Genomic DNA, 18,193 nt, shown 5'->3' on the forward strand with positions numbered 1-18,193 from the left:
TTTACCCCGCGCGGCCCTGTCCGCGACCGGGCCGGACTCCCTAGCTTGTCCACACCCGACGGGCCCCGTCGGTGACGACGCGCCCCGGGAGGACGCCATGGCGAACGATCCGTCGGACTACCTGGAGCGACGACGGCTGCGCACCGGGGCGGCGGGCTGGGTCCTGCTCGCCGGTCTCGGCGTCAGCTACGTCATCTCCGGCGACTACTCGGGATGGAACTTCGGTCTCGCCGAGGGCGGGTTCGGCGGGCTGCTGATCGCCGGCGTCGTCATCGCCGCCATGTACTTCGCGATGGTGCTGGGGATGGCCGAGCTGTCCTCGGCGCTGCCGGCGGCGGGCGGCGGCTACACCTTCGCCCGGCGCGCGCTCGGCCCGTGGGGCGGGTTCGCGACCGGCACCGCGATCCTCATCGAGTACGCGATCGCCCCGGCCGCCATCGCCACCTTCATCGGCGCCTACGTCGAGTCGCTCGGCCTGTTCGGCATCACCGACGGCTGGTGGGTCTACCTGGCCGCGTACGTGCTGTTCATCGGCATCCACATCGCCGGCGTGGGCGAGGCGCTCAAGGTCATGTTCGTGATCACCGCGATCGCCGTGGTCGGACTGCTGATCTTCGCCGTCGCCGCGGTGCCGCTGTTCGACGCGGGCAACCTCGTCGACATCCCGCCGACCGACGCCGCCGGCGCCTCGGCGTTCCTGCCGTTCGGCTGGCTGGGGATCTGGTCGGCGGTGCCGTTCGCGATCTGGTTCTTCCTCGCCCTGGAGGGCGTCCCGCTCGCGGCGGAGGAGGCCCGCGACCCGGAGCGCAACGTCCCCCGCGGGATCGTCGCGGCGATGCTCGTCCTGCTCGTCACCGGCGCGCTGGTGCTGGTGCTGGCGACCGGGGCGCTCGGCGCGCAGGCGCTCTCGGAGTCGGGCAACCCGCTGGTGGAGGCGCTCGGCGGGTCCACGGCGGGCGTCGTCGTCAACTACGTCGGTCTCGCCGGGCTCGTCGCCAGCTTCTTCTCGATCATCTACGCCTACTCCCGGCAGACCTTCGCGCTGTCGCGGGCCGGGTACCTGCCCCGGGCCCTGTCGGTGACCAACGGTCGCAAGGCCCCCACGCTCGCGCTCGTCGTGCCCGGCGTGATCGGGTTCCTGCTGTCGCTGACAGGGCAGGGCGCGGTGCTGCTCAACATGGCGGTGTTCGGGGCGGCACTGTCGTACGTGCTGATGATGGTCAGCCACATCGTGCTGCGCCGGAGCGCGCCGGAGATGCCCCGCCCGTACCGCACCCCGGGCGGGGTCGCGACGACCGGGTTCGCCCTGGTCGTCGCGGTGCTGGCGGTCGTCGCGACCTTCCTGGTCGACCCGGTCGCCGCCGGCGCGACCCTCGGCGCCTTCGCCCTGTTCATGCTGTACTTCGCGCTCTACTCACGACACCACCTGGTCGCCGCGGCACCCGACGAGGAGTTCGCCGCGCTGGCCCGCGCGGAGGAGGAGCTCACGTGACGGTCCGCCGGACCACGCTCGGGGGCCACACCCACGAGTTCGCCGACCTGCGCGCACTGCTGGCCGCGGCCACGCCACAACGGTCCGGGGACGTGCTTGCCGGGGTCGCTGCCCGCTCGGAACAGGAACGGGTCGCCGCCCAGACGGTGCTGGCCGACCTGCCGCTCGCCACCTTCCTCGACGAGCAGGTCGTCCCCTACGAGGACGACGAGGTGACCCGCCTGATCGTCGACTCGCACGACGCCGACGCGTTCGCCCCGGTCGCGTCGATGACCGTCGGCGAGTTCCGCGAGCACCTGCTCGACCCGGCCACCGACACCACCGCGCTCGCCCCCGGACTGACCCCGGAGATGGTCGCGGCGACCTCCAAGCTCATGCGACTGCAGGACCTGATCGCCGTCGGGCGGCGCACCCCGGTCGTCACCGCGTTCCGCTCGACGGTCGGGCTGCCCGGCACGATGGCGACCCGGCTGCAGCCCAACCACCCCACCGACGACCCCGCCGGGGTGACCGCCTCGATCGTCGACGGGCTGCTGCTCGGCTGCGGCGACGCCGTCATCGGCATCAACCCGGCGACGGACTCGCCGCAGCGCACCACCGACCTGCTGCACCTGATCGACGAGGTCCGCACCCGCTACGACATCCCCACCCAGTCCTGCGTGCTCGCCCACGTCACGACCTCGATCGAGATCATGGAACGCGGCGCCCCGGTCGACCTGGTGTTCCAGTCGATCGCCGGGACCGAGGCCGCGAACACCGGGTTCGGGGTGACCCTGGCGATGCTGCGGGAGGCGCACTCCGCCGCGCTGTCGCTGGACCGCGGCACCGTCGGCACGCAGTGCATGTACTTCGAGACCGGCCAGGGGTCCGCGCTGTCCGCCGACGCCCACCACGGCGTCGACCAGCAGACGCTGGAGGTCCGCGCCTACGCCGTGGCGCGGGCGTTCGACCCGCTGCTGGTCAACACCGTCGTCGGGTTCATCGGGCCGGAGTACCTGCTCGACGGCAAGCAGATCACCCGCGCCGGGCTGGAGGACCACATGTGCGGGAAGCTGCTCGGCGTCCCGATGGGTGTCGACGTCTGCTACACCAACCACGCCGAGGCCGACGCCGACGACACCGACGCGCTGCTCACCCTGCTCGGCGCGGCGGGCTGCTCGTTCGTCATCTGCGTGCCCGGCGGCGACGACGTGATGCTGCACTACCAGTCGCTGTCCTTCCACGACGCGCTCTACGCCCGCCAGGTGCTCGGGCTGCGTCCCGCGCCGGAGTTCGAGGCGTGGCTGACCACGATGGACATGCTCGACGGCGACGGGCGGCTGCGGGACCTGCCCGCGGGCGCCGTCCGGACCCTGACCGCGGGTGTCCGGTGAGCGACCCGCTCGACGTGCTGCGCGCCTCCACCCGGGCCCGGGTGGCGCTCGGCCGCGCCGGGGACGCCCTGCCGACCGCGCGGCTGCTGGAGCTGCGCGCCGCGCACGCCGCCGCCCGCGACGCCGTGCACACCCCGCTCGACGTCGACGCGCTCGCCGAGCGGATCACCGGGCTGGGGGTGTCCACGCTGCACGCCGCGGGCGCGCCCGCCGACCGCACCGAGTACCTGACCCGGCCCGACCTGGGCCGCCGCCTCGCCGCGGGCACCGAGCTGCCCCGCGGCGACCACGACGTGGCGCTCGTCGTCGCCGACGGGCTCTCGCCGCGGGCGGTCGCCGAGCACGCCCCGGGGATGCTCGCCGAGATCCTGGAACGGCTCGACGGCTGGCGGGTGGCCCCGGTCGTGATCGCCACCCAGGCCCGGGTCGCGCTCGGCGACGAGATCGCTTCCGCCCTCGGCGCCCGGCACGTCGTCGTGCTCGTCGGGGAGCGGCCGGGGATGAGCTCGGTGGACTCGCTGGGGCTGTACTTCACCTACGACGCCCACCGCGGGCGCCGCGACTCCGAGCGCAACTGCATCTCCAACGTCCGCCCGCCGCACGGCACCGGCTACGCCGCCGCGGCGACCACCCTGGCGCTGCTGATGAGCGAGGCGCGGCGGCTGAAGCTGTCCGGGGTCGCGCTCAAGGCCGATCCGGCGCTGCCGCCGGGCTGAGCGGCCCGCAGCGGGCGCCCCCGCGGCCGGCCGGGGTGGCCCCGGTCGTACCCGGTCCGGCCGCGACCGGCGGTGCGCCGGCCAGCTCCGCCAGCCCGCGCAGGACCGGACGCAGCTCGGCCAGGGTCAGCCGGGCGGGCTGGACGTGGCAGAGCAGGTCGGTGGCGTAGGGCAGGCAGGGATCCGCCTCCAGTGCGGCGCGCACCTCGGGGCCGGTGCCGGCGTGGACGTTCCCGGCAGCGAACCAGGCCGCCGGATCGTGTCCGCGCCGGGCGACGTGCGGCGCGAGCAGCGCGTGCACGGCCGCGCGCGAGGAGCCGGGAAGCACCGGCCGGGACAGCCCGACCCGGGCACCCCCGGCGGCGCGGAACCGGGCCAGCAGCCCGGCGGAGCGTCGGTCGTCGGGTCCGGCCGGGCCGGAGCGACGCCCCGACAGCAGCCCCAGGCCGTGGCGCGCGGCGGTGTCGACGCCCTCGGGGGACGAGGTCGCCAGCCACAGCCGCTCCCGCAGACCCGGTGCCCGCGGGGTGACGGCCGGCCCGGTGCCGGTGAGCGCGTCCAGGGCGGCGCCCAGACGGGCGTACCGCTGCGCCGGGTCGGCGCCGAACGCCTCGGCGACGCCCGGGTCGGACCCGGCGCCCAGTCCCAGCTCGAGCCGGCCACCGCTGAGCACGTCGACGGTGGCCGCGTCCTCGGCGAGGCGCAGCGGGTGCTCCAGCGACGCCACGACGACGGCGGTGCCCAGCCGGATCCGCGAGGTGGCTGCGGCGACCGCGGCCAGGACCACCAGCGGTGAGGACGCGTGCCCCTGCTGGGCGCCGAGATGGTGCTGGGCCAGCCAGAACGACGCGAACCCCAGCTCCTCGGCGAGCACCGCGAGGCCGACGGTGTCGGCCAGCTCGGACGCCGCGTCGCGCGGGCCGGCCGCGTGGGTGAGCACGCCCCATCTCACACCGGACACTATGGACATCTGACGAGGTTTTCATACATTGGGTCGGTGCCCCCACCCCGTCTGCGCGTCGTCGGCGCCGCCCTGTCCCTGCTGCTGCTCGCCGGGTGCGGCGCCGCCGTCACCGACGCCCCGGCCGGTGGGGCGCCGGCCGCGGGGTTCCCGGTCGTCGACGACAACTGCGGCGTGACCACGACCTACACCGCGCCGCCCACCCGGGCGGTCACCCTGACCTCGAACGCCACCGAGCTGCTGCTGGAGCTCGGGGTGGAGCGGTCGATGGTCGGGACGGCGTACCTGAGGAACCGGCAGATCGGCGAGCGCTACGCCGCGGCGTACGCGACGGTGCCGGTGCTCGCGCCGGGCCAGCCGTCGCTGGAGCAGCTGCTCGCCGCCGAGCCCGACTTCGTCTACTCCGGCTACCCCGACGGATTCTCCGAGTCCAGCGGACACACCCGTGCGCGGCTCGCCGAGCTGGGCATCGACAGCCACCTCAACCCCGAGTCGTGCCGGGAGGGGCGTTCGGGCTTCGAGGACCTGTTCGGCGAGACGACCCGGATCGGCGCGATCTTCGGGGTGCCGGAGCGGGCCGAGCGCAGCGTCGAGGGCATGCGGGCCCGGCTCGACGCCGTCGCGGCGCAGCTCGGGACCGTCGATCCGGTGCCGGTGTTCGTCTACAACAGCGGCACCGACGCGCCCCGCACCGCGGGCGGCCGGGCGCTGCTCACCGACATGATCGAGCGTGCCGGGGGGCGCAACGTGTTCGCCGACCTCGACCAGCGCTGGGGCGAGGTGTCCTGGGAGCAGGTCGTACGCCGCGCCCCCGCCGTCGTCCTCATCTACGACTACCTCGACCCGAGCGTCGAGTCGAAGATCGCGACGCTGCGCGCGACGCCGGCACTCGCCGGACTGCCCGCTCTGGCCGGTCCGTTCCCGACGGTCCCGCTGTCGGAGGCCCAGCCCGGGCCGCGCTCGGTCGACGCCGTCGAGCGGCTGGCCCGCGAGCTGCACCCCGACCGGTTCCGGTGACCGGGCGCGCGCGGCTCCTCGCGGTGCTGCGCCCGGACGGGCCGCTCCCCGATCCCGCGCCGGCCCGCGGCGCCGGTCGTGGCGCGGGCCGCGACGGCGGGCGCGGCCGGGTGCCGACGGCGACGGCGGTCGCCGTCCTGGCGGTGCTGCTGGTGCTCGCCGCCGGTCTCGCGCTCACCACGGGCTCGGTGCACGTGCCCTGGTCGGTGACCTGGCGGATCCTCGCCCACCGGGTCGGCGGCACCGCCTGGGTGCCCGACCCGGACTGGTCGCGGGCCGACGACCTGATCATCGCCGACACCCGGTTGCCCCGGGTGCTGCTCGCCGGGCTGGTCGGCGCGGCGCTGACGGTGGCCGGGATGGTGCTGCAGGCCGTGGTGCGCAACCCGCTGGCCGGGCCGGGCGTCATCGGCGTCTCCGCGGGCGCGGCGACGGGCGCGGTGGTCGTGATGCGGTTCGGGCTGCTCGGCGCGGGCGCGCTCACCCTCAACGTGGCCGCGTTCGCCGGGGCGCTGCTGACCCTCGCCGTGGTGCTGGTGATCGCCCGCTCCGGCGGGCGGATCACCGTCCTGCGGCTGATCCTCGGCGGTGTCGCGGTCGGGTCGGTGCTGTCGGCGCTGACCAGCCTGCTGGTGCTGACCGCGCCCAGCCCCACGCTGGCGTCGCAGGTGCTGTTCTGGACCCTCGGCGGGTTCGGCGCCGCCCGCTGGGACGTGCTGGTGGTGCCGGCGGTCGTCCTCGGCGCCGGGGTCGTGGTGCTCGTGTCGCGGGCGCGTGACCTGGACCTGCTGCTGGCCGGCGACGAGAGCGCGGGCGCCCTCGGACTGGACGTGCACCGGTTCCGGCAGGCGATGTTCGTCGTCGTCGCCGTGCTGGTCGCGGTGACGGTCGCGGTGAGCGGGGTGATCGGCTTCGTGGGGCTGATGCTGCCGCACGTCGTCCGGTTCCTCGTCGGGTCCGGTCACCGGCGGGGCCTGCCGGTCGCGGTGCTGGTCGGCGCACTGTTCACGGTGCTGGCGGACCTGGTCGCGCGGACCGTCGTCATCCCCGAGGAGCTGCCGGTCGGGATCGTCACGGCGCTGGTCGGCGGCCCGTTCTTCGTGTGGTTGCTGCGCCGCGACGGGCGCCGGGAGGGTGCGCGGTGACCCCGCTGGAGATCGACGACGTGCACGTCGTCGCCGGGGCGGCCACGCTGGTCGCCGGGGTCTCGCTGACCGTCGGCGCGGGCGAGGTCGTCGGGCTGCTCGGCCCGAACGGCAGCGGCAAGTCCTCGCTGCTGCGCACCGTCTACCGCGTCGGGGTGCCGTCGTCGGGGACGGTCCTGGTCGAGGGGACCGACGTGCGGCGGGCCCCGGCGCGGTGGGTGGCCCAGCGGGTCGGCGTGGTCCTGCAGGACATGCCCTCGGACTTCCCGCTGACCGTGCGCGAGGTCGTCGCGATGGGGCGCTCGCCGCACAAGCGCCCGCTCGCCGCCGACGACCCGGTCGACGACGCCCTGGTCACCGCCGCCCTGGAGCTGCTGGAGCTCTCCCGCCTCGCCGGACGCCGCTTCGCCACGTTGTCCGGCGGTGAGCGGCAGCGCGCACTGGTCGCGCGGGCACTGGTCGGGCGCCCGGCGCTGCTGGTGATGGACGAGCCGACCAACCACCTCGACGTCCGCCACCAGCTGGAGCTGCTGGCGCTGGTGCGCGAGCTGGGCCTGCCCACGCTGGTGGCCCTGCACGACCTGAACCTGGCCGCGCGCTACTGCGACCGGCTGTGCCTGCTCGACGCCGGCCGGGCCGTGGCCACGGGGACACCCGCGCAGGTGCTGACCCCGGAGCGGATCGCCGCGGTCTACGGCGTCACCGCGACGGTGCTGGCGCACCCGTCGGCGGACTGTCCGCTGATCGTGCTGTCCCCCTGAGTACGGTCCGCCCGCGTCGGGTGGGTCCCACCCGGCGCGGGCGCCACGACGTCGGGCCGGGAACGGCCCGCCTCAGCCCCGCACCCGCGGCTGCACGTCGGTGGGCCAGTCGTCGCCGCCCGCTCCCGCCCGCGCCTCCTGCCGGGTGCTGCCGTCCCGCGACGGCCCGGCGAGCTGCGCGGTCGCGTCGACATCGGCGTACTGCTCCCGGATCGCCTCCTGCGCCGACGGCGGCAGCTCGTGCAACATCTCCATCACCCGCTCCCGGCGACGGTGCACCGCCTTCCGGTCCGGCATCCCCGTCGAAGCCACCAACTGCGGCTTCATCGGCGGACGACCCTCCAGCTCACCCGCCTCCTCCATCTCCCGGGCAGCCTGCGCAGCGTCCTTCTCCTCCGACATCCCGATCGGACCCTCACGACGCCCGTTCAGGAACTGCGCCACCACCGGCTCGTCCGAGGTCAACAACACCTCCCGCGGACCGAACATCGCCAGATGCTTGCGATACAGCAGACCGATGTTGTCCGGCACCGTCTGCGCCGAGTTGATGTCATGGGTCACGATCAGGAACGTCGAATCCGTCATCGCGTTCAAATCGATGATCAACTGGTTCAGATACGCCGTACGCACCGGATCCAGACCCGAGTCCGGCTCATCGAACAAAATGATCTTCGGATCCAACACCAACGCCCGCGCCAACCCCGCACGCTTGCGCATACCACCCGAGATCTCCCCCGGCAACTTCCCCTCCGCACCCACCAGACCGACCATGTCGATCTTCTCCATGACGATGTCCCGGATCGCCGACTCCGACTTACGCGTGTGCTCCCGCAACGGGAACGCGATGTTGTCGAACAAGTTCATCGACCCGAACAACGCACCGTCCTGGAACAACACCCCGAACAGCTTCCGGATCTCGTACAGCTCCGACTCCGAGCACTTGCACAGATCCACACCCTCGATGACGATCGATCCCCGCTCAGGCTTCAGCAGCCCGATCAGCGACTTCAGGAACACCGACTTGCCGGTACCCGACGGCCCGAGCAACACCGACACCTCGCCCGCGGGCAGGGTCAGGCTCACGTCCGACCAGATGTTGACCCGACCGAAGGACTTCGTCAGCCCCTCGACCTTCACTTCGACGCCCGTCATCTCGTGGCCTCTCGACTCGCAGTTCGCGTACTAGAAGTTTCGCAGGTCCGACACCAACCAGCGCCCGTCGACGAACTCGACGATCACCTCGGCACGGCCGACGGTGGTCCGCTTGTCGTCGGACCCGCGGCTGGCGTCCTGGGTCAGGTAGAGCAGGGTGGTGACCCGGTCGGGCCGGGCGTCGACGACACCGGCCCGGGTCACCGTCGTACGGGTACCGACCCCGCGGTCCAGCGCCGGGCCCACGACCGAGTCGAGGACGGTGCCGAACTGGCGGCCGAAGTCGCCGGTGACGAGCCCGCGGGCCCGTGCGAGGTCGGCGTCCCGGGACGCGGGCTGGTAGCTGAGGACCTGCTCGGTGAGGGTCCGGGCGGCGGCGAGCCCGTCGGTCCTGGCCTGCTCGATCTGCTGGGCCGGGCGGACGACGACCAGGTGGACCACGACCGCCGCCACGGCGACCACCACGGCGAGCACGCCTGCCGTCGTCGTCACGGCGCGCCGGCCGGGGAGCGGGACCCTCACGGTGCGACCTCCACGGTCGAGACCTTCCACGAGCCCTCCTGGTGGGCGAGCGTCAGCAGCATCCGGAAGTCCCGCTTGGCACCGTCGGGGACCTCGGAGTTGCGGACGGTGGTGCTCGCGCTGACCAGCACGACGGCGGTGTCGTCGTCGGCCCGCTCGATCCCGACGGCGTCGATGCGTCCCTCGGTCGACACCTTCCCCTCCACCAGGATCTTCCCGAACACCTCGGAGAAGCGGCCGAGCTCGGTGCGGAACGGCTCCGCGGCGACGGCGAGCAGGTCCTCGCTGCGCTGGCGGGCGTTGTCGCCGCCGATGCTGATGAAGTCGTTCACGACGCGGGTCGACACGTCGGTGATCTCCCGCCGGTCGGCCTCGGCGCGGCTGGTGGACACCCAGCCCAGTCCGACGAGGACCGCACCGGTGAGGGCCAGCAGGAGCAGCAGGACGGCTGCCGCCGGGAGCAGGAGGCCCCGCCGCCCCGTGTCGGACGCCGTGGAGGCGGCGTCGGCGGGTGCGGCCTCACCGGGCGGTGCCGGTACAGGCTCATCGTCGGTCGGTTCCGCGGCGGATCCCGGCGCGACGTCGGGTCCCGTCTCCGTCGTCGTCTCCGGGCCACCCTCGGTGGCGGGGTCCGTGTCGGGCCCCCCGGCGGACCCGGTGGCCGCCTCGGTGCGATACGTCCGCTCGCCCGCCGTCACGCCTGGTCCAGACCGGCGATCAGCCATCGGCCGTCGACCTCGCGCATCGTCACGGTCGCCGCCACGGTGTCCACCCGCTCCCCCTGGTCGGTCGTCGTGCTCTGGTTGACGAAGGCGAGCACCTTCGCGTCGCCGCTCTCGGAACCGATCCACGCGGCCCCGACCACGCGGGCCAGCGTGCGTGCCTTCAGCCGCTCCGCGTTCGGACGGACCGACTCGTCGAAGAGCCGCTCGTAGTCGTCGTGGAAGCTACCGGTCGTAGCCTCGTCGACGACCCTGGCGGCCGCGTCGAGCTTGGTGCCGTCGTAGGACAGCAGGGTCTGCAGCTGCGTCGTGGTCGCGGCCAGCACGTCGGCCCGGGTCCGCTCCTCGGCGCCGCCCGAGGCGAGCATCGCCCCGAGCACCCCCGCGGCGACGGCCAGCACCGCCGCCACGGCGGTCGACCCGATGACCAGCATGCGCCGCCGGGATCGAGCCGGGCGGGCGGCGCCGGTCGTGCCCCGGTCCTCGGTGTCCCCGGTGCCCACGCCGGTCCGGTCGTCGATCCGGTGGGGCCCGCCGTCGTCGCCGACCGGCCTCACGGCACGAACTCCAGTCGGGAGACCAGCCATCGTCCGTCCTCCTCCTGCACGGTCAGTCGCATCCGGTACTGGCGGGGTTCACCCTGGGGGACCTGGGTGTTGCGCACCGTCGAGTTCGCGGACACGAGCACCACCGCCCGCCCCGGCCCGTGCTCGGCGACACCGGCCGCGACGACCGATCCGGTCGAGGTGACCTCGGCGTCCCGGATCGCGCCGACGAAGCCGGCGGACCGGCCCGCGAGCTGGCTCGCGAACTCCCCCGTCGACCCGGCGGTGAGTCGCGCGAGGGTGTCCTGCGCGGTCGCCGGGTCGATGGTGAGCAGGTCGGTCACCGTCTGGCGGGCGGCCACCAGCGCCGGCTCGTCGTCCCCCGCCGCCGGTGCCAGCCGGACGGCCAGCACGGTGACCAGCACCGCCAGCAGCGCCACGACCACGACCAGTCCGGCCGGCAGCAGCGCTCCCGCGGGCAGGCGTCGCCGCCGGGACGCAGTCGAGTCCTCCTCGACCACGCCGACCGTGTCGACCGCGGCGTCCTCGGCCGGGGCGCTCATCCGCCCGCTCCGGCCGGAGCGGTGGCGCCGAGCGGGTCCAGCACGATGCCCTGCCACCCGGTGTTCGACGACGGGACCTGGTTCCCGTCGACGATCGGGGTGGTGCTGCCCGGCGGCAGGAAGATCCCGTCCAGCGCGACGGCGTCGGAGGGCAGGTAGCCCTGCTCCCCCGGGGCGTAGGGCTGGTTCTCCTCCGGGTCGGTGTTCGGCCCGCTGCTGGGCAGCCTGTCCGAGCGCAGCAGGTTGTCCGCGGTGCTCGTGGTCTGCGTGCCGGCCACCTCCATCTGGGTGTCGATCGCCGCCCGGCGGGCGGCCTCGGCCTCCTCCGGGCTCTGGAAGTTCAGGCCGCAGGACCGGGCGTCCGGGCCCCGACCGCCGGGGACCGGGGCTCCGGGCGGGCAGGCGTAGGCCTTGCCGCCGCGGGCCGCCTTGAGCGGGTCGGCGTCCTTGCAGCGCACGTCGCTCGGCGGCCGGGCCGGCGAGCTGTCGTTCGGCGGACGCCGGTCGACGACGAAGCCCTCGGTGCACGGCGCGGGATCGTTGACCTGCGTCTGCAGGTTGATCTTGATCGTGCCCGGGACCGGCGAGCTGCTCAGCGTCCCGATCGACGCCTGCAGCATCGACGGCAGGATCGTCAGCGTCTGCTGCAGGTGCGGGACGTAGACCCGGGTCACCTCACCGACCGAGGTCAGGTTCCCGAGCAGCTGCGGGAGCGGGTCCCCGACCTGCTTCACGAAGCTCGCGACCTCGTCGAGGGCCGGCGGGAACACGCCGAGGGTCGACCGGAGCGAGCCGTCGGCCTCCGCGAGCCGGCCGGTGAACGACGCCAGGTTCGCCAGGTAGGTCCGGATGTCACCGGAGGTGGCGTTCTGGGTGTCCAGCACCGGTGCGGCGTCCTCGATCAGCCGGACCGTCGGGTCCAGGTTGGCCTGGGCCTCGGTGGTGAGCAGGTCGAGCGAGTCGATCAGCCGCTGCAGGTCGTCGCCACTGCCGGCGAACGCCTTCCCGAGGTCGTCGACGGTGGCGTTGAGCTTCTGCCCCGGCACCGACGCGGCGAGTGCGTTGGCCTTCTCCAGCAGCTCGCCGGTCGTCGTCGGCAGCACCACCCGGTCGGCGGGGACGACCGCGCCGTCCTCGATGAAGGGGCCGGCGGTCGTGCGCGGCTCGAAGTTGACGTACTGCTCACCGACCGCGGAGACGCTGCGGACCTCCACCGCGGAGTCGACCGGGATCGGGTGGTCGTCGAGCACCTGGATGTCGGCCTCGACCCCGGTCGGGGTGAGCCGGACCTCGTCGACCTGGCCGATGGTGACGCCGCGCAGGGTCACCACGCCGTTGGTGTAGAGACCGGCGCCGGCCGGGAGCTCCAGGGTGACGGCGTTGCGCCCGATCCCGAGCATGCGGGGCACGTTCAGGTAGGTCACCGCTCCCCACCCGACGGCGATCGCGGCGATCACCGCGAACGCGACGAGCTTGCGGCCCGTGGTGGCGTTGATGCGTAGCGACGAGAGCCTCATCGGCCACCTCCGAACAGTCCGCCGAGGAGCCCGCCCTGGCCGTCCTCGGTCCCGTCGCCGGCCGGTGCCGGAGCCGGAGCCGCGCCCGGCAGGGGCAGTGCCCCCAGCGGCTGCTGCAGGGCCTCCCCGAACGGCTCCAGCGGTGCGGTCAGCGCGGGCGGAGCACCCAGCGGCGGCACCGCCAGCACGCCGGGGCTGCCCGGCGCGGGGAGCTGGAACCCGTCGACGAGGTTGTGGCGCAGGGTCTCCGGTGTGAGGTCCAGTACCAGGAACAGGTTGCCGTAGTCACCCCGGAAGATCCCGGGGAACGCCGTCGACGCTGGGAACGGGTAGGTCGCCAGCAGCTCCACGCCGCGGGTCAGGTCGCTGCCCGCGTCGGCGAGGCGCTTCACGGCGGGGCGCACCTGGCGCAGGTTCGCCAGGAGGTCCTCCTGGGAGCGGTCGACCAGGGTGCCGGTGGCACGGTCGAGCCGCTGGACGTCCTCGAGCGTGCGCACCAGCTGGGCACGGTCGTCGTTGAGCACCTTCAGCGCGCCCGGCAGGGTGTCCAGCGCCGCGGCGATGGTCTGGTTGTCCGCGTTCAGCGTCGCGCTGAGCCGGTCGAGCGACTCCAGCGCGCGGACGATGTCGTCGCGCTGCGCGTCGAGCCCGCCGACGAACCTCTCCAGGTTCCCCACCAGGCCGCGCAGGTCCTGCTGGCGGCCGTCGAAGACCTTGTTCAGCTCGGTGGTGATCGTCCGGACCTGCTGCAGCCCGCTGCCGTTCAGCACCACCGACAGCGCGCCGAGCAGCTCCTCGGTCTCCGGGTAGCGGCCGGTGTTCGCCAGCGGGATGACCGCCCCGTCGCCGAGGCTCCCCTCCGGAGCCGCGTTCGCGGGCGGGGCCAGCTCCAGGTACTCCGCGCCGAGCAGGGACTTCTGGGCGACCCGGGCCGTCGCGTTCGCCGGGAGCCGCACGTCGCGGTCCAGGCTCACGGTCAACCGGGCCTTCCAGTCGTCGACCTCGGTCCGGACGACGGAGCCGACCGGCACGTCGGCGACCATCACCTCGGCGTTGGGCACCAGGTTCGCGACCTGGGCCAGCTCCACCTGGACCTGGTAGGAACCGTCGCCGGTCCCGGGGCGCAGCGGCACCGGGAGCTCGCCGATGCTGGAGATCCCGCAGCCCGCCGCGCCCAGGGCGGCGACGAGCAGGACCGCGCTCAGCCGGGCGGTACGCGGCGTCCGGCCGGTCATCGGTTCCCTCCGATCGGGAGCGGGGGCGTGGGCAGCACGGGCGCCGAGGGATCGCCGTACTGGATCGGGTTGACCGCGACCGGCGGCGCGTCGATCCGCGCCAGGTCCAGCAGGGGGCCGAGGCCCGCGCGGCAGGCGTAGGCGGCGGCCGGGTCGTCGGCACCGGCCGGGGCGACGGCGGCGGCGCTGTCACACACCACCGCGGCCGGGCTGCGCAGGTTGGTCACCGCGACGTTCGCGGTCACCGCTCCGGTCTTCTCGTCGATGAAGTTCGCGAAGTTCGACACCGCGAACGGCGCCTTCTGCAGCAGGTCGCCGAGCGCCTGCCGGTTCTGCGAGATGTTCGCGACGACGTCGTCGAGTTTGCGCAGGTCGGTGGTGAAGGCGTCCCGGTGGTCGGAGACGAACCGCTGCACCAGTGGCGCCGTGCGTTCGAGCCCTTGCAGCACCTGGGCCAGCGCCTCCCGGTTGTCGGCGAGGATCCCCGAGGTGTCGGCGAGCTGGCTCTGGAACCGCGCGACCTGGGCGTCGGCGTCCTTCAGCGCGGTGACGAAGGTCTGCAGGTTGCGCACCGTCGCGAACAGGTCGCCGCGGCTGTCGGACAGCGTGCTCGACGCCTCGGACAACGTGCGGATCGTGTCGCGGATCAGCGGGCCCTGCCCCTGCAGGTTCGCCGAGGTCGTGTCGAGGAGCCGGTTGAGGGCGCCCTCGGTCTCGGCGGACTTCGGGGCGAGCGCCTGCGCGAGGCCGGCGACCTCGGTCTTGACCCGGTCGAACTCGACCGGGGAGACGGTGCGCTCACGCGGGATCTCGGCCCCGTCGGCGAGCTCGGGACCGCTCTCGTAGGGCGGGCCGACCTGCACGTAGCGGACACCGACCAGGGTGGGCGAGATGATCGCGGCGGTCGCGTCGGCGGGGAGTGTCACGTCGTCGTCGTAGCTCATGACGACCTTCACCGAGTCCGGGCCGGGCTCGACCGACTCGATCGAACCGACCTTGACCCCCAGCACGCGGACCTCGTCGCGCGGGTAGAGGTTCACGGTCTGGTCGAAGTACGCCGTGACGGTGCGGGTGCCGGAGCCGACCAGCGCCCACGTCGCGGCGGCCGCGACGACGAGCACCAGCACGACGACCAGCACCCGGGAGCGGGAGAGGACCGTCATCGGTCGCCACCGCCTTCCGGGGCGGCCGGGGTGCCACCGGGCAGGGCCGGGGACACCGGGGAGGCCTGGTCGAGCACCGACGGAAGGGTCTGGCGCGCCAGGTTGGTGGGGGGCAGGTTGGGCACCAGCGCGAAGAACCAGGGACCGCTGGAGATGGCTTCACCGAGGCTGCCCGCGTAGGTGTCGAGACCGGTGATCGCGGCCGCGAGGTTGCGGTCGTTGCGACGCAGCAGGTCGAGCACCTTCTCCAGCTCGGCCAGCGCAGGTCCGAGCTGGCGCTCGTTGTCGTGCACCAGCCCGTCGAGCTGGTGCAGCACGCCGGTGATGTTCAGCAGCAGCGACCGGATCACCTCGCGCCGGGCGCGCAGCTCCTCCAGCAGCATGTTCCCGTCGGTCACGAGCGTGGTGATGTTGCCGCTGCGCTCGGCGAGGACCGCCGACACCGACGCGGTGTGGTCGAGCAGCTGGCGCAGCTCGGCGTCGCGGGAGGAGATCGTCTGCGACAGCCGGCCGAGCCCCTCCATCGCCGAGCGGAGCTCGGGGGGTGTGTCGGCGAAGGTGTCGGCCACCGTGGTGAGCGACTCCGCGACCCGGTTCACGTCGAGGTCGGCCGTCTTGCGGGTGACGGTGTCCAGCAGCTCCTGGACGTCGTACGGCGACGACGTCCGGTCCAGCGGGATCACCGAGCCCTCGGCCAGCCGGCCGGTGCCGGCCGGGCGGACCTCCAGGAACTTGGCGCCGAGCACGGTCGCGGTCTTGATCGACGCACCGGTGGCGTCACCGAGGGTGCTGCCGTCGAACACGGTGAAGTCGGCCCGGACGGCACGGCCGGCCAGCTCGACGTCGTCGACCTTGCCGACGACGACGCCCGCGAGTCGGACCTCGTCGCCGGACTTCAGACCGGCGGCCTCGCTGAACAGCGCCGAGTAGGACCCGGACGTCAGCTGGCGGGACAGGTAGCCGGAGTTCAGTGCCGTCACGGTCGCGAGCAGCGCGACCACCACGGCGACTGCTCCGACCTTCAGGAGGTTCAGCTCCTGGAAGCGGCGGTTCAGAACTGGCATCGAGCCTCCTGGCTCGCGATGGTGTCGGTCATGATCGGCGGGCCGACTCCGGGGTCGAGCCGGATCTGCACGCCGCAGAGGTAGAACTGGAAGCCCTGCTGGTAGATGCCGGCGCGACCGAGGATCTGATAGTAGCCGGGGATCTGGGAGAACAGGTAGTTGAGGCGCTCGCCGTCGGAGTTGACCACCCGGGAGAGCCGGTCGACCTCGTGCACCACCCCGGCGACGTCCGGACGGGCCTCGCGGAGCAGGCCCTCGACGTCCCCGGCGAGGTTGCTCGCCCGCTCCAGCGACTGCCCGATCGAGGTCCGGTCCTGCGACAGCCCGCTGATCAGCTGCTGGAGCTGGACCACGGTGTCGGAGAGGCGGTCACGGCGCTGGTCGACGGTGCCGAGGACCCCGTTGAGGTTGGTGACGACCTGACCGATGACCTGGTCGCGGTCGGCCAGCGCACCGGTGAGGCTGCCGATCTGGCCCAGCAAGGCGTCGATCGAGCCCCCCTGCCCCTGCAGGACGGTGATGAGCGACTCGGCGAGCTGGTTGACCTGGGCCGGCTCCAGCCCCTGGAACAGCGGGGTGAAGCCGTTGTAGAGCTCGTCGAGGTCGAGCGCGGGATGGGTCTGGGTGACCGGGAGCGTCCCGCCGTCGGCGAGGACGCCGGTCGGCTGCGGGCCGCGCACGATCTCCAGGTAGCGCTGCCCGAGCAGGTTCTTGTAGCGGACGATGCCCTCGGAGCCGGTCTGCACCGGCACGTCGGAGCGCATGCTGAACGAGATCCGGGCCAGGTTGTCGGCACCGACCTCGACGGACTCGACGCGGCCGACGGTGATGCCGGCGACGCGCACGTCGTCCTTCTCCTTGAGCCCCGACGCGTCGGCGAACTCCGCGGAGTAGCGGGCCGACTCGCCGAAGCGGACCGAGCCGTAGGCGACGACGACCGTCGCCGCGCAGACCGCGGCCACGACGACGAACACCAGGACCCTCAGGAACTCGGCGCGGTGCCTCATCGGCCGCCCTCCTCTCCCGGCGCGGGGGCGGGCGCCCCGACGGCCTGACCGGACTGCCGCGGCGCGGACGGCGCCTGACCGAGACGCTCGGCGATCGTCGGTCCGAGATCGACGCCGCCGACCAGCGTGGCCAGCGGGTCACGGACCTCGATGCCGGCGTCGCGGGTGTCCAGGCGCGGCGAGCCGTCGTCGAAGTAGGTGTGCCGGGGGATCTCGCCGGGGCGCGGGATGCCCGGCCCGCAGTTCGGCTGGTCGACGCCGAGCTTCGGCGCGTTCTGCGAGGTGTAGCCGTCCTCACCGGGCTGGAACGTGGTGAGCGAGCGCAGGCCCGGCTGGGCGCCGCCGAAGCTGGGCTCCAGCAGGGCCCGCAGGTGGTTCAGGCTGGCCGCGGTGCAGGGCAGCACCGGGGCGTAGCGCTCGAGCACCGCGGTGGTCGGGCGCAGGGTCTTCAGCGTGCGGTCGAGGCTGTCGGTGTTGGCCTCCAGCACCCCGGACACGTCGGTGGAGAACATCGACAGCGACGCCAGCGTCGCGTCGATGCCGGCCTGCTCGTCGACGACGGTGCCCGCGGTCGTGGTCGCGTTGCGCAGCAGCGCGAGCAGGTCGGGGCCGGCGTCGGCGTAGGTGTCGAGCACCGGCGCCGCGGCCTGCAGGTCGCGCTGCAGCGCCGGCAGGCTCGGGTTGATGCGCTCCAGGTAGTCGTTGAACCGCACCAGGCTGGCGCCGAGCTCGTCACCCCGGCCGTTGAGGGAGGTCGACAGCGCGCCCAGCGCCGTGTTGACCTTCGCCGGGTCCACGGTGGTGAGCAGCCGGTTCAGGTTGTCGAAGACGATGTTCGCCTCGGTCTGCACCGACGACGCCGGGACGACGGCGCCGGCCTCGATCGTGCGGGGCTCCGGGGCGGGCGGCGGGACGAGGTCGACGAACTTCGGCCCGAACACCGTCGGCGAGATGATCCGGGCGGTGACGTTCGCCGGGATCATGTCGATCGTCGCGGGGTCCAGGGCCACCTGCACCAGCGCACCGCCGTTGCCGTCCGGCCGCACGTCCGACACCCGGCCGACGCGCACGTCGCGCATCGACACGTCGGCGTCGGGGAGCATGAGCAGCCCGGCCCGGTCGGTCTGCACGGTGGCGGACACGCCGGGGTCGAACACGTGCAGGTAGCTCGCCACGACGAGCACCGCACCGAGCAGCAGCACGCCGACGGCGGCGAGCCCGGTCATCTCGTGTCGCAC

Annotated in this window: 18 protein-coding genes; 6 read left to right on the forward strand and 12 right to left on the reverse strand. The window is 73.6% G+C overall.

From position 1 onward, the window contains the following. The first annotated feature begins 97 nt into the window (after nt 1-97). From eat to eutC, 3 genes are read left to right on the forward strand one after another with little or no spacing between them, the layout of a single operon-like run. The gene (eat, locus tag Ae331Ps2_RS02375; protein WP_075311001.1) at nt 98-1,492 is read left to right on the forward strand and encodes an ethanolamine permease; all 1,395 of its coding nucleotides are present in this window, start codon (nt 98-100) and stop codon (nt 1,490-1,492) included. After that, the gene (locus Ae331Ps2_RS02380) at nt 1,489-2,865 is read left to right on the forward strand and encodes an ethanolamine ammonia-lyase subunit EutB (protein WP_075310999.1); all 1,377 of its coding nucleotides are present in this window, start codon (nt 1,489-1,491) and stop codon (nt 2,863-2,865) included. The genes eat and Ae331Ps2_RS02380 overlap by 4 nt, the downstream gene beginning before the upstream one ends. Then, on the forward strand, nt 2,862-3,581 hold the full coding sequence (gene eutC / locus Ae331Ps2_RS02385; RefSeq protein WP_075310997.1) for an ethanolamine ammonia-lyase subunit EutC: 720 nt from the start codon (nt 2,862-2,864) through the stop codon (nt 3,579-3,581). The genes Ae331Ps2_RS02380 and eutC overlap by 4 nt, the downstream gene beginning before the upstream one ends. Here the strand turns inward: eutC and Ae331Ps2_RS02390 are convergent. Beyond that, nucleotides 3,550-4,533 carry an LLM class flavin-dependent oxidoreductase gene (locus Ae331Ps2_RS02390; protein ID WP_158071512.1) on the reverse strand — a complete coding sequence of 328 codons (984 nt, stop codon included), beginning with the start codon at nt 4,531-4,533 and terminating at the stop codon, nt 3,550-3,552. The two genes, eutC and Ae331Ps2_RS02390, sit on opposite strands and share 32 nt — an antisense overlap. A 45-nt stretch (nt 4,534-4,578) precedes the next feature. Between Ae331Ps2_RS02390 and Ae331Ps2_RS02395 the strand changes: the two genes are divergently transcribed. From Ae331Ps2_RS02395 to Ae331Ps2_RS02405, 3 genes are read left to right on the forward strand one after another with little or no spacing between them, the layout of a single operon-like run. Beyond that, a complete protein-coding gene (locus Ae331Ps2_RS02395) occupies nt 4,579-5,559 on the forward strand; it encodes an ABC transporter substrate-binding protein (protein ID WP_233147626.1) in 981 nt (326 codons plus the stop codon). After that, complete coding sequence (locus Ae331Ps2_RS02400; RefSeq protein ID WP_075310993.1) at nt 5,556-6,704, forward strand: iron ABC transporter permease; 1,149 nt, start codon at nt 5,556-5,558, stop codon at nt 6,702-6,704. Before Ae331Ps2_RS02395 ends, Ae331Ps2_RS02400 begins: the two co-directional genes overlap by 4 nt. Continuing rightward, on the forward strand, nt 6,701-7,465 hold the full coding sequence (locus tag Ae331Ps2_RS02405; RefSeq protein WP_075310991.1) for an ABC transporter ATP-binding protein: 765 nt from the start codon (nt 6,701-6,703) through the stop codon (nt 7,463-7,465). Before Ae331Ps2_RS02400 ends, Ae331Ps2_RS02405 begins: the two co-directional genes overlap by 4 nt. Before the next feature lie 72 nt (nt 7,466-7,537). Here the strand turns inward: Ae331Ps2_RS02405 and Ae331Ps2_RS02410 are convergent, their stop codons facing one another. The 11 genes from Ae331Ps2_RS02410 to Ae331Ps2_RS02460 are packed head-to-tail and all read right to left on the reverse strand — an operon-like array spanning nt 7,538 to nt 18,193. Next, nucleotides 7,538-8,617 carry an ABC transporter ATP-binding protein gene (locus Ae331Ps2_RS02410; protein ID WP_075310989.1) on the reverse strand — a complete coding sequence of 360 codons (1,080 nt, stop codon included), beginning with the start codon at nt 8,615-8,617 and terminating at the stop codon, nt 7,538-7,540. Between the two features lie 30 nt (nt 8,618-8,647). Beyond that, nucleotides 8,648-9,139, reverse strand: a complete 492-nt coding sequence (locus Ae331Ps2_RS02415; protein WP_139318962.1) for a hypothetical protein — start codon at nt 9,137-9,139, stop codon at nt 8,648-8,650. After that, nucleotides 9,136-9,837 carry a hypothetical protein gene (locus tag Ae331Ps2_RS02420; RefSeq protein ID WP_075310987.1) on the reverse strand — a complete coding sequence of 234 codons (702 nt, stop codon included), beginning with the start codon at nt 9,835-9,837 and terminating at the stop codon, nt 9,136-9,138. Before Ae331Ps2_RS02420 ends, Ae331Ps2_RS02415 begins: the two co-directional genes overlap by 4 nt. After that, nucleotides 9,834-10,418 (reverse strand): hypothetical protein, encoded by a 585-nt coding sequence (locus Ae331Ps2_RS02425; RefSeq protein ID WP_075310985.1) that lies wholly within the window; start codon nt 10,416-10,418, stop codon nt 9,834-9,836. The genes Ae331Ps2_RS02420 and Ae331Ps2_RS02425 overlap by 4 nt, the downstream gene beginning before the upstream one ends. Continuing rightward, nucleotides 10,415-10,969, reverse strand: a complete 555-nt coding sequence (locus Ae331Ps2_RS02430; protein ID WP_075310983.1) for a hypothetical protein — start codon at nt 10,967-10,969, stop codon at nt 10,415-10,417. Before Ae331Ps2_RS02430 ends, Ae331Ps2_RS02425 begins: the two co-directional genes overlap by 4 nt. Beyond that, entirely contained in the window at nt 10,966-12,486 is a 1,521-nt protein-coding gene (locus tag Ae331Ps2_RS02435; protein ID WP_075310981.1) for an MCE family protein, read from the reverse strand. The genes Ae331Ps2_RS02430 and Ae331Ps2_RS02435 overlap by 4 nt, the downstream gene beginning before the upstream one ends. Further along, nucleotides 12,483-13,721 (reverse strand): MCE family protein, encoded by a 1,239-nt coding sequence (locus tag Ae331Ps2_RS02440; RefSeq protein ID WP_075310979.1) that lies wholly within the window; start codon nt 13,719-13,721, stop codon nt 12,483-12,485. Before Ae331Ps2_RS02440 ends, Ae331Ps2_RS02435 begins: the two co-directional genes overlap by 4 nt. Next, nucleotides 13,718-14,884, reverse strand: a complete 1,167-nt coding sequence (locus tag Ae331Ps2_RS02445) for an MCE family protein (RefSeq protein WP_020628037.1) — start codon at nt 14,882-14,884, stop codon at nt 13,718-13,720. Before Ae331Ps2_RS02445 ends, Ae331Ps2_RS02440 begins: the two co-directional genes overlap by 4 nt. Further along, entirely contained in the window at nt 14,881-15,948 is a 1,068-nt protein-coding gene (locus Ae331Ps2_RS02450) for an MCE family protein (protein ID WP_075310977.1), read from the reverse strand. Before Ae331Ps2_RS02450 ends, Ae331Ps2_RS02445 begins: the two co-directional genes overlap by 4 nt. Continuing rightward, on the reverse strand, nt 15,936-16,955 hold the full coding sequence (locus Ae331Ps2_RS02455; RefSeq protein WP_020628035.1) for an MCE family protein: 1,020 nt from the start codon (nt 16,953-16,955) through the stop codon (nt 15,936-15,938). Before Ae331Ps2_RS02455 ends, Ae331Ps2_RS02450 begins: the two co-directional genes overlap by 13 nt. Next, a complete protein-coding gene (locus Ae331Ps2_RS02460; RefSeq protein ID WP_158071513.1) occupies nt 16,952-18,193 on the reverse strand; it encodes an MCE family protein in 1,242 nt (413 codons plus the stop codon). The genes Ae331Ps2_RS02455 and Ae331Ps2_RS02460 overlap by 4 nt, the downstream gene beginning before the upstream one ends.

The organism is Pseudonocardia sp. Ae331_Ps2 (assembly GCF_001932405.1).
Taxonomy (GTDB): domain Bacteria; phylum Actinomycetota; class Actinomycetes; order Mycobacteriales; family Pseudonocardiaceae; genus Pseudonocardia.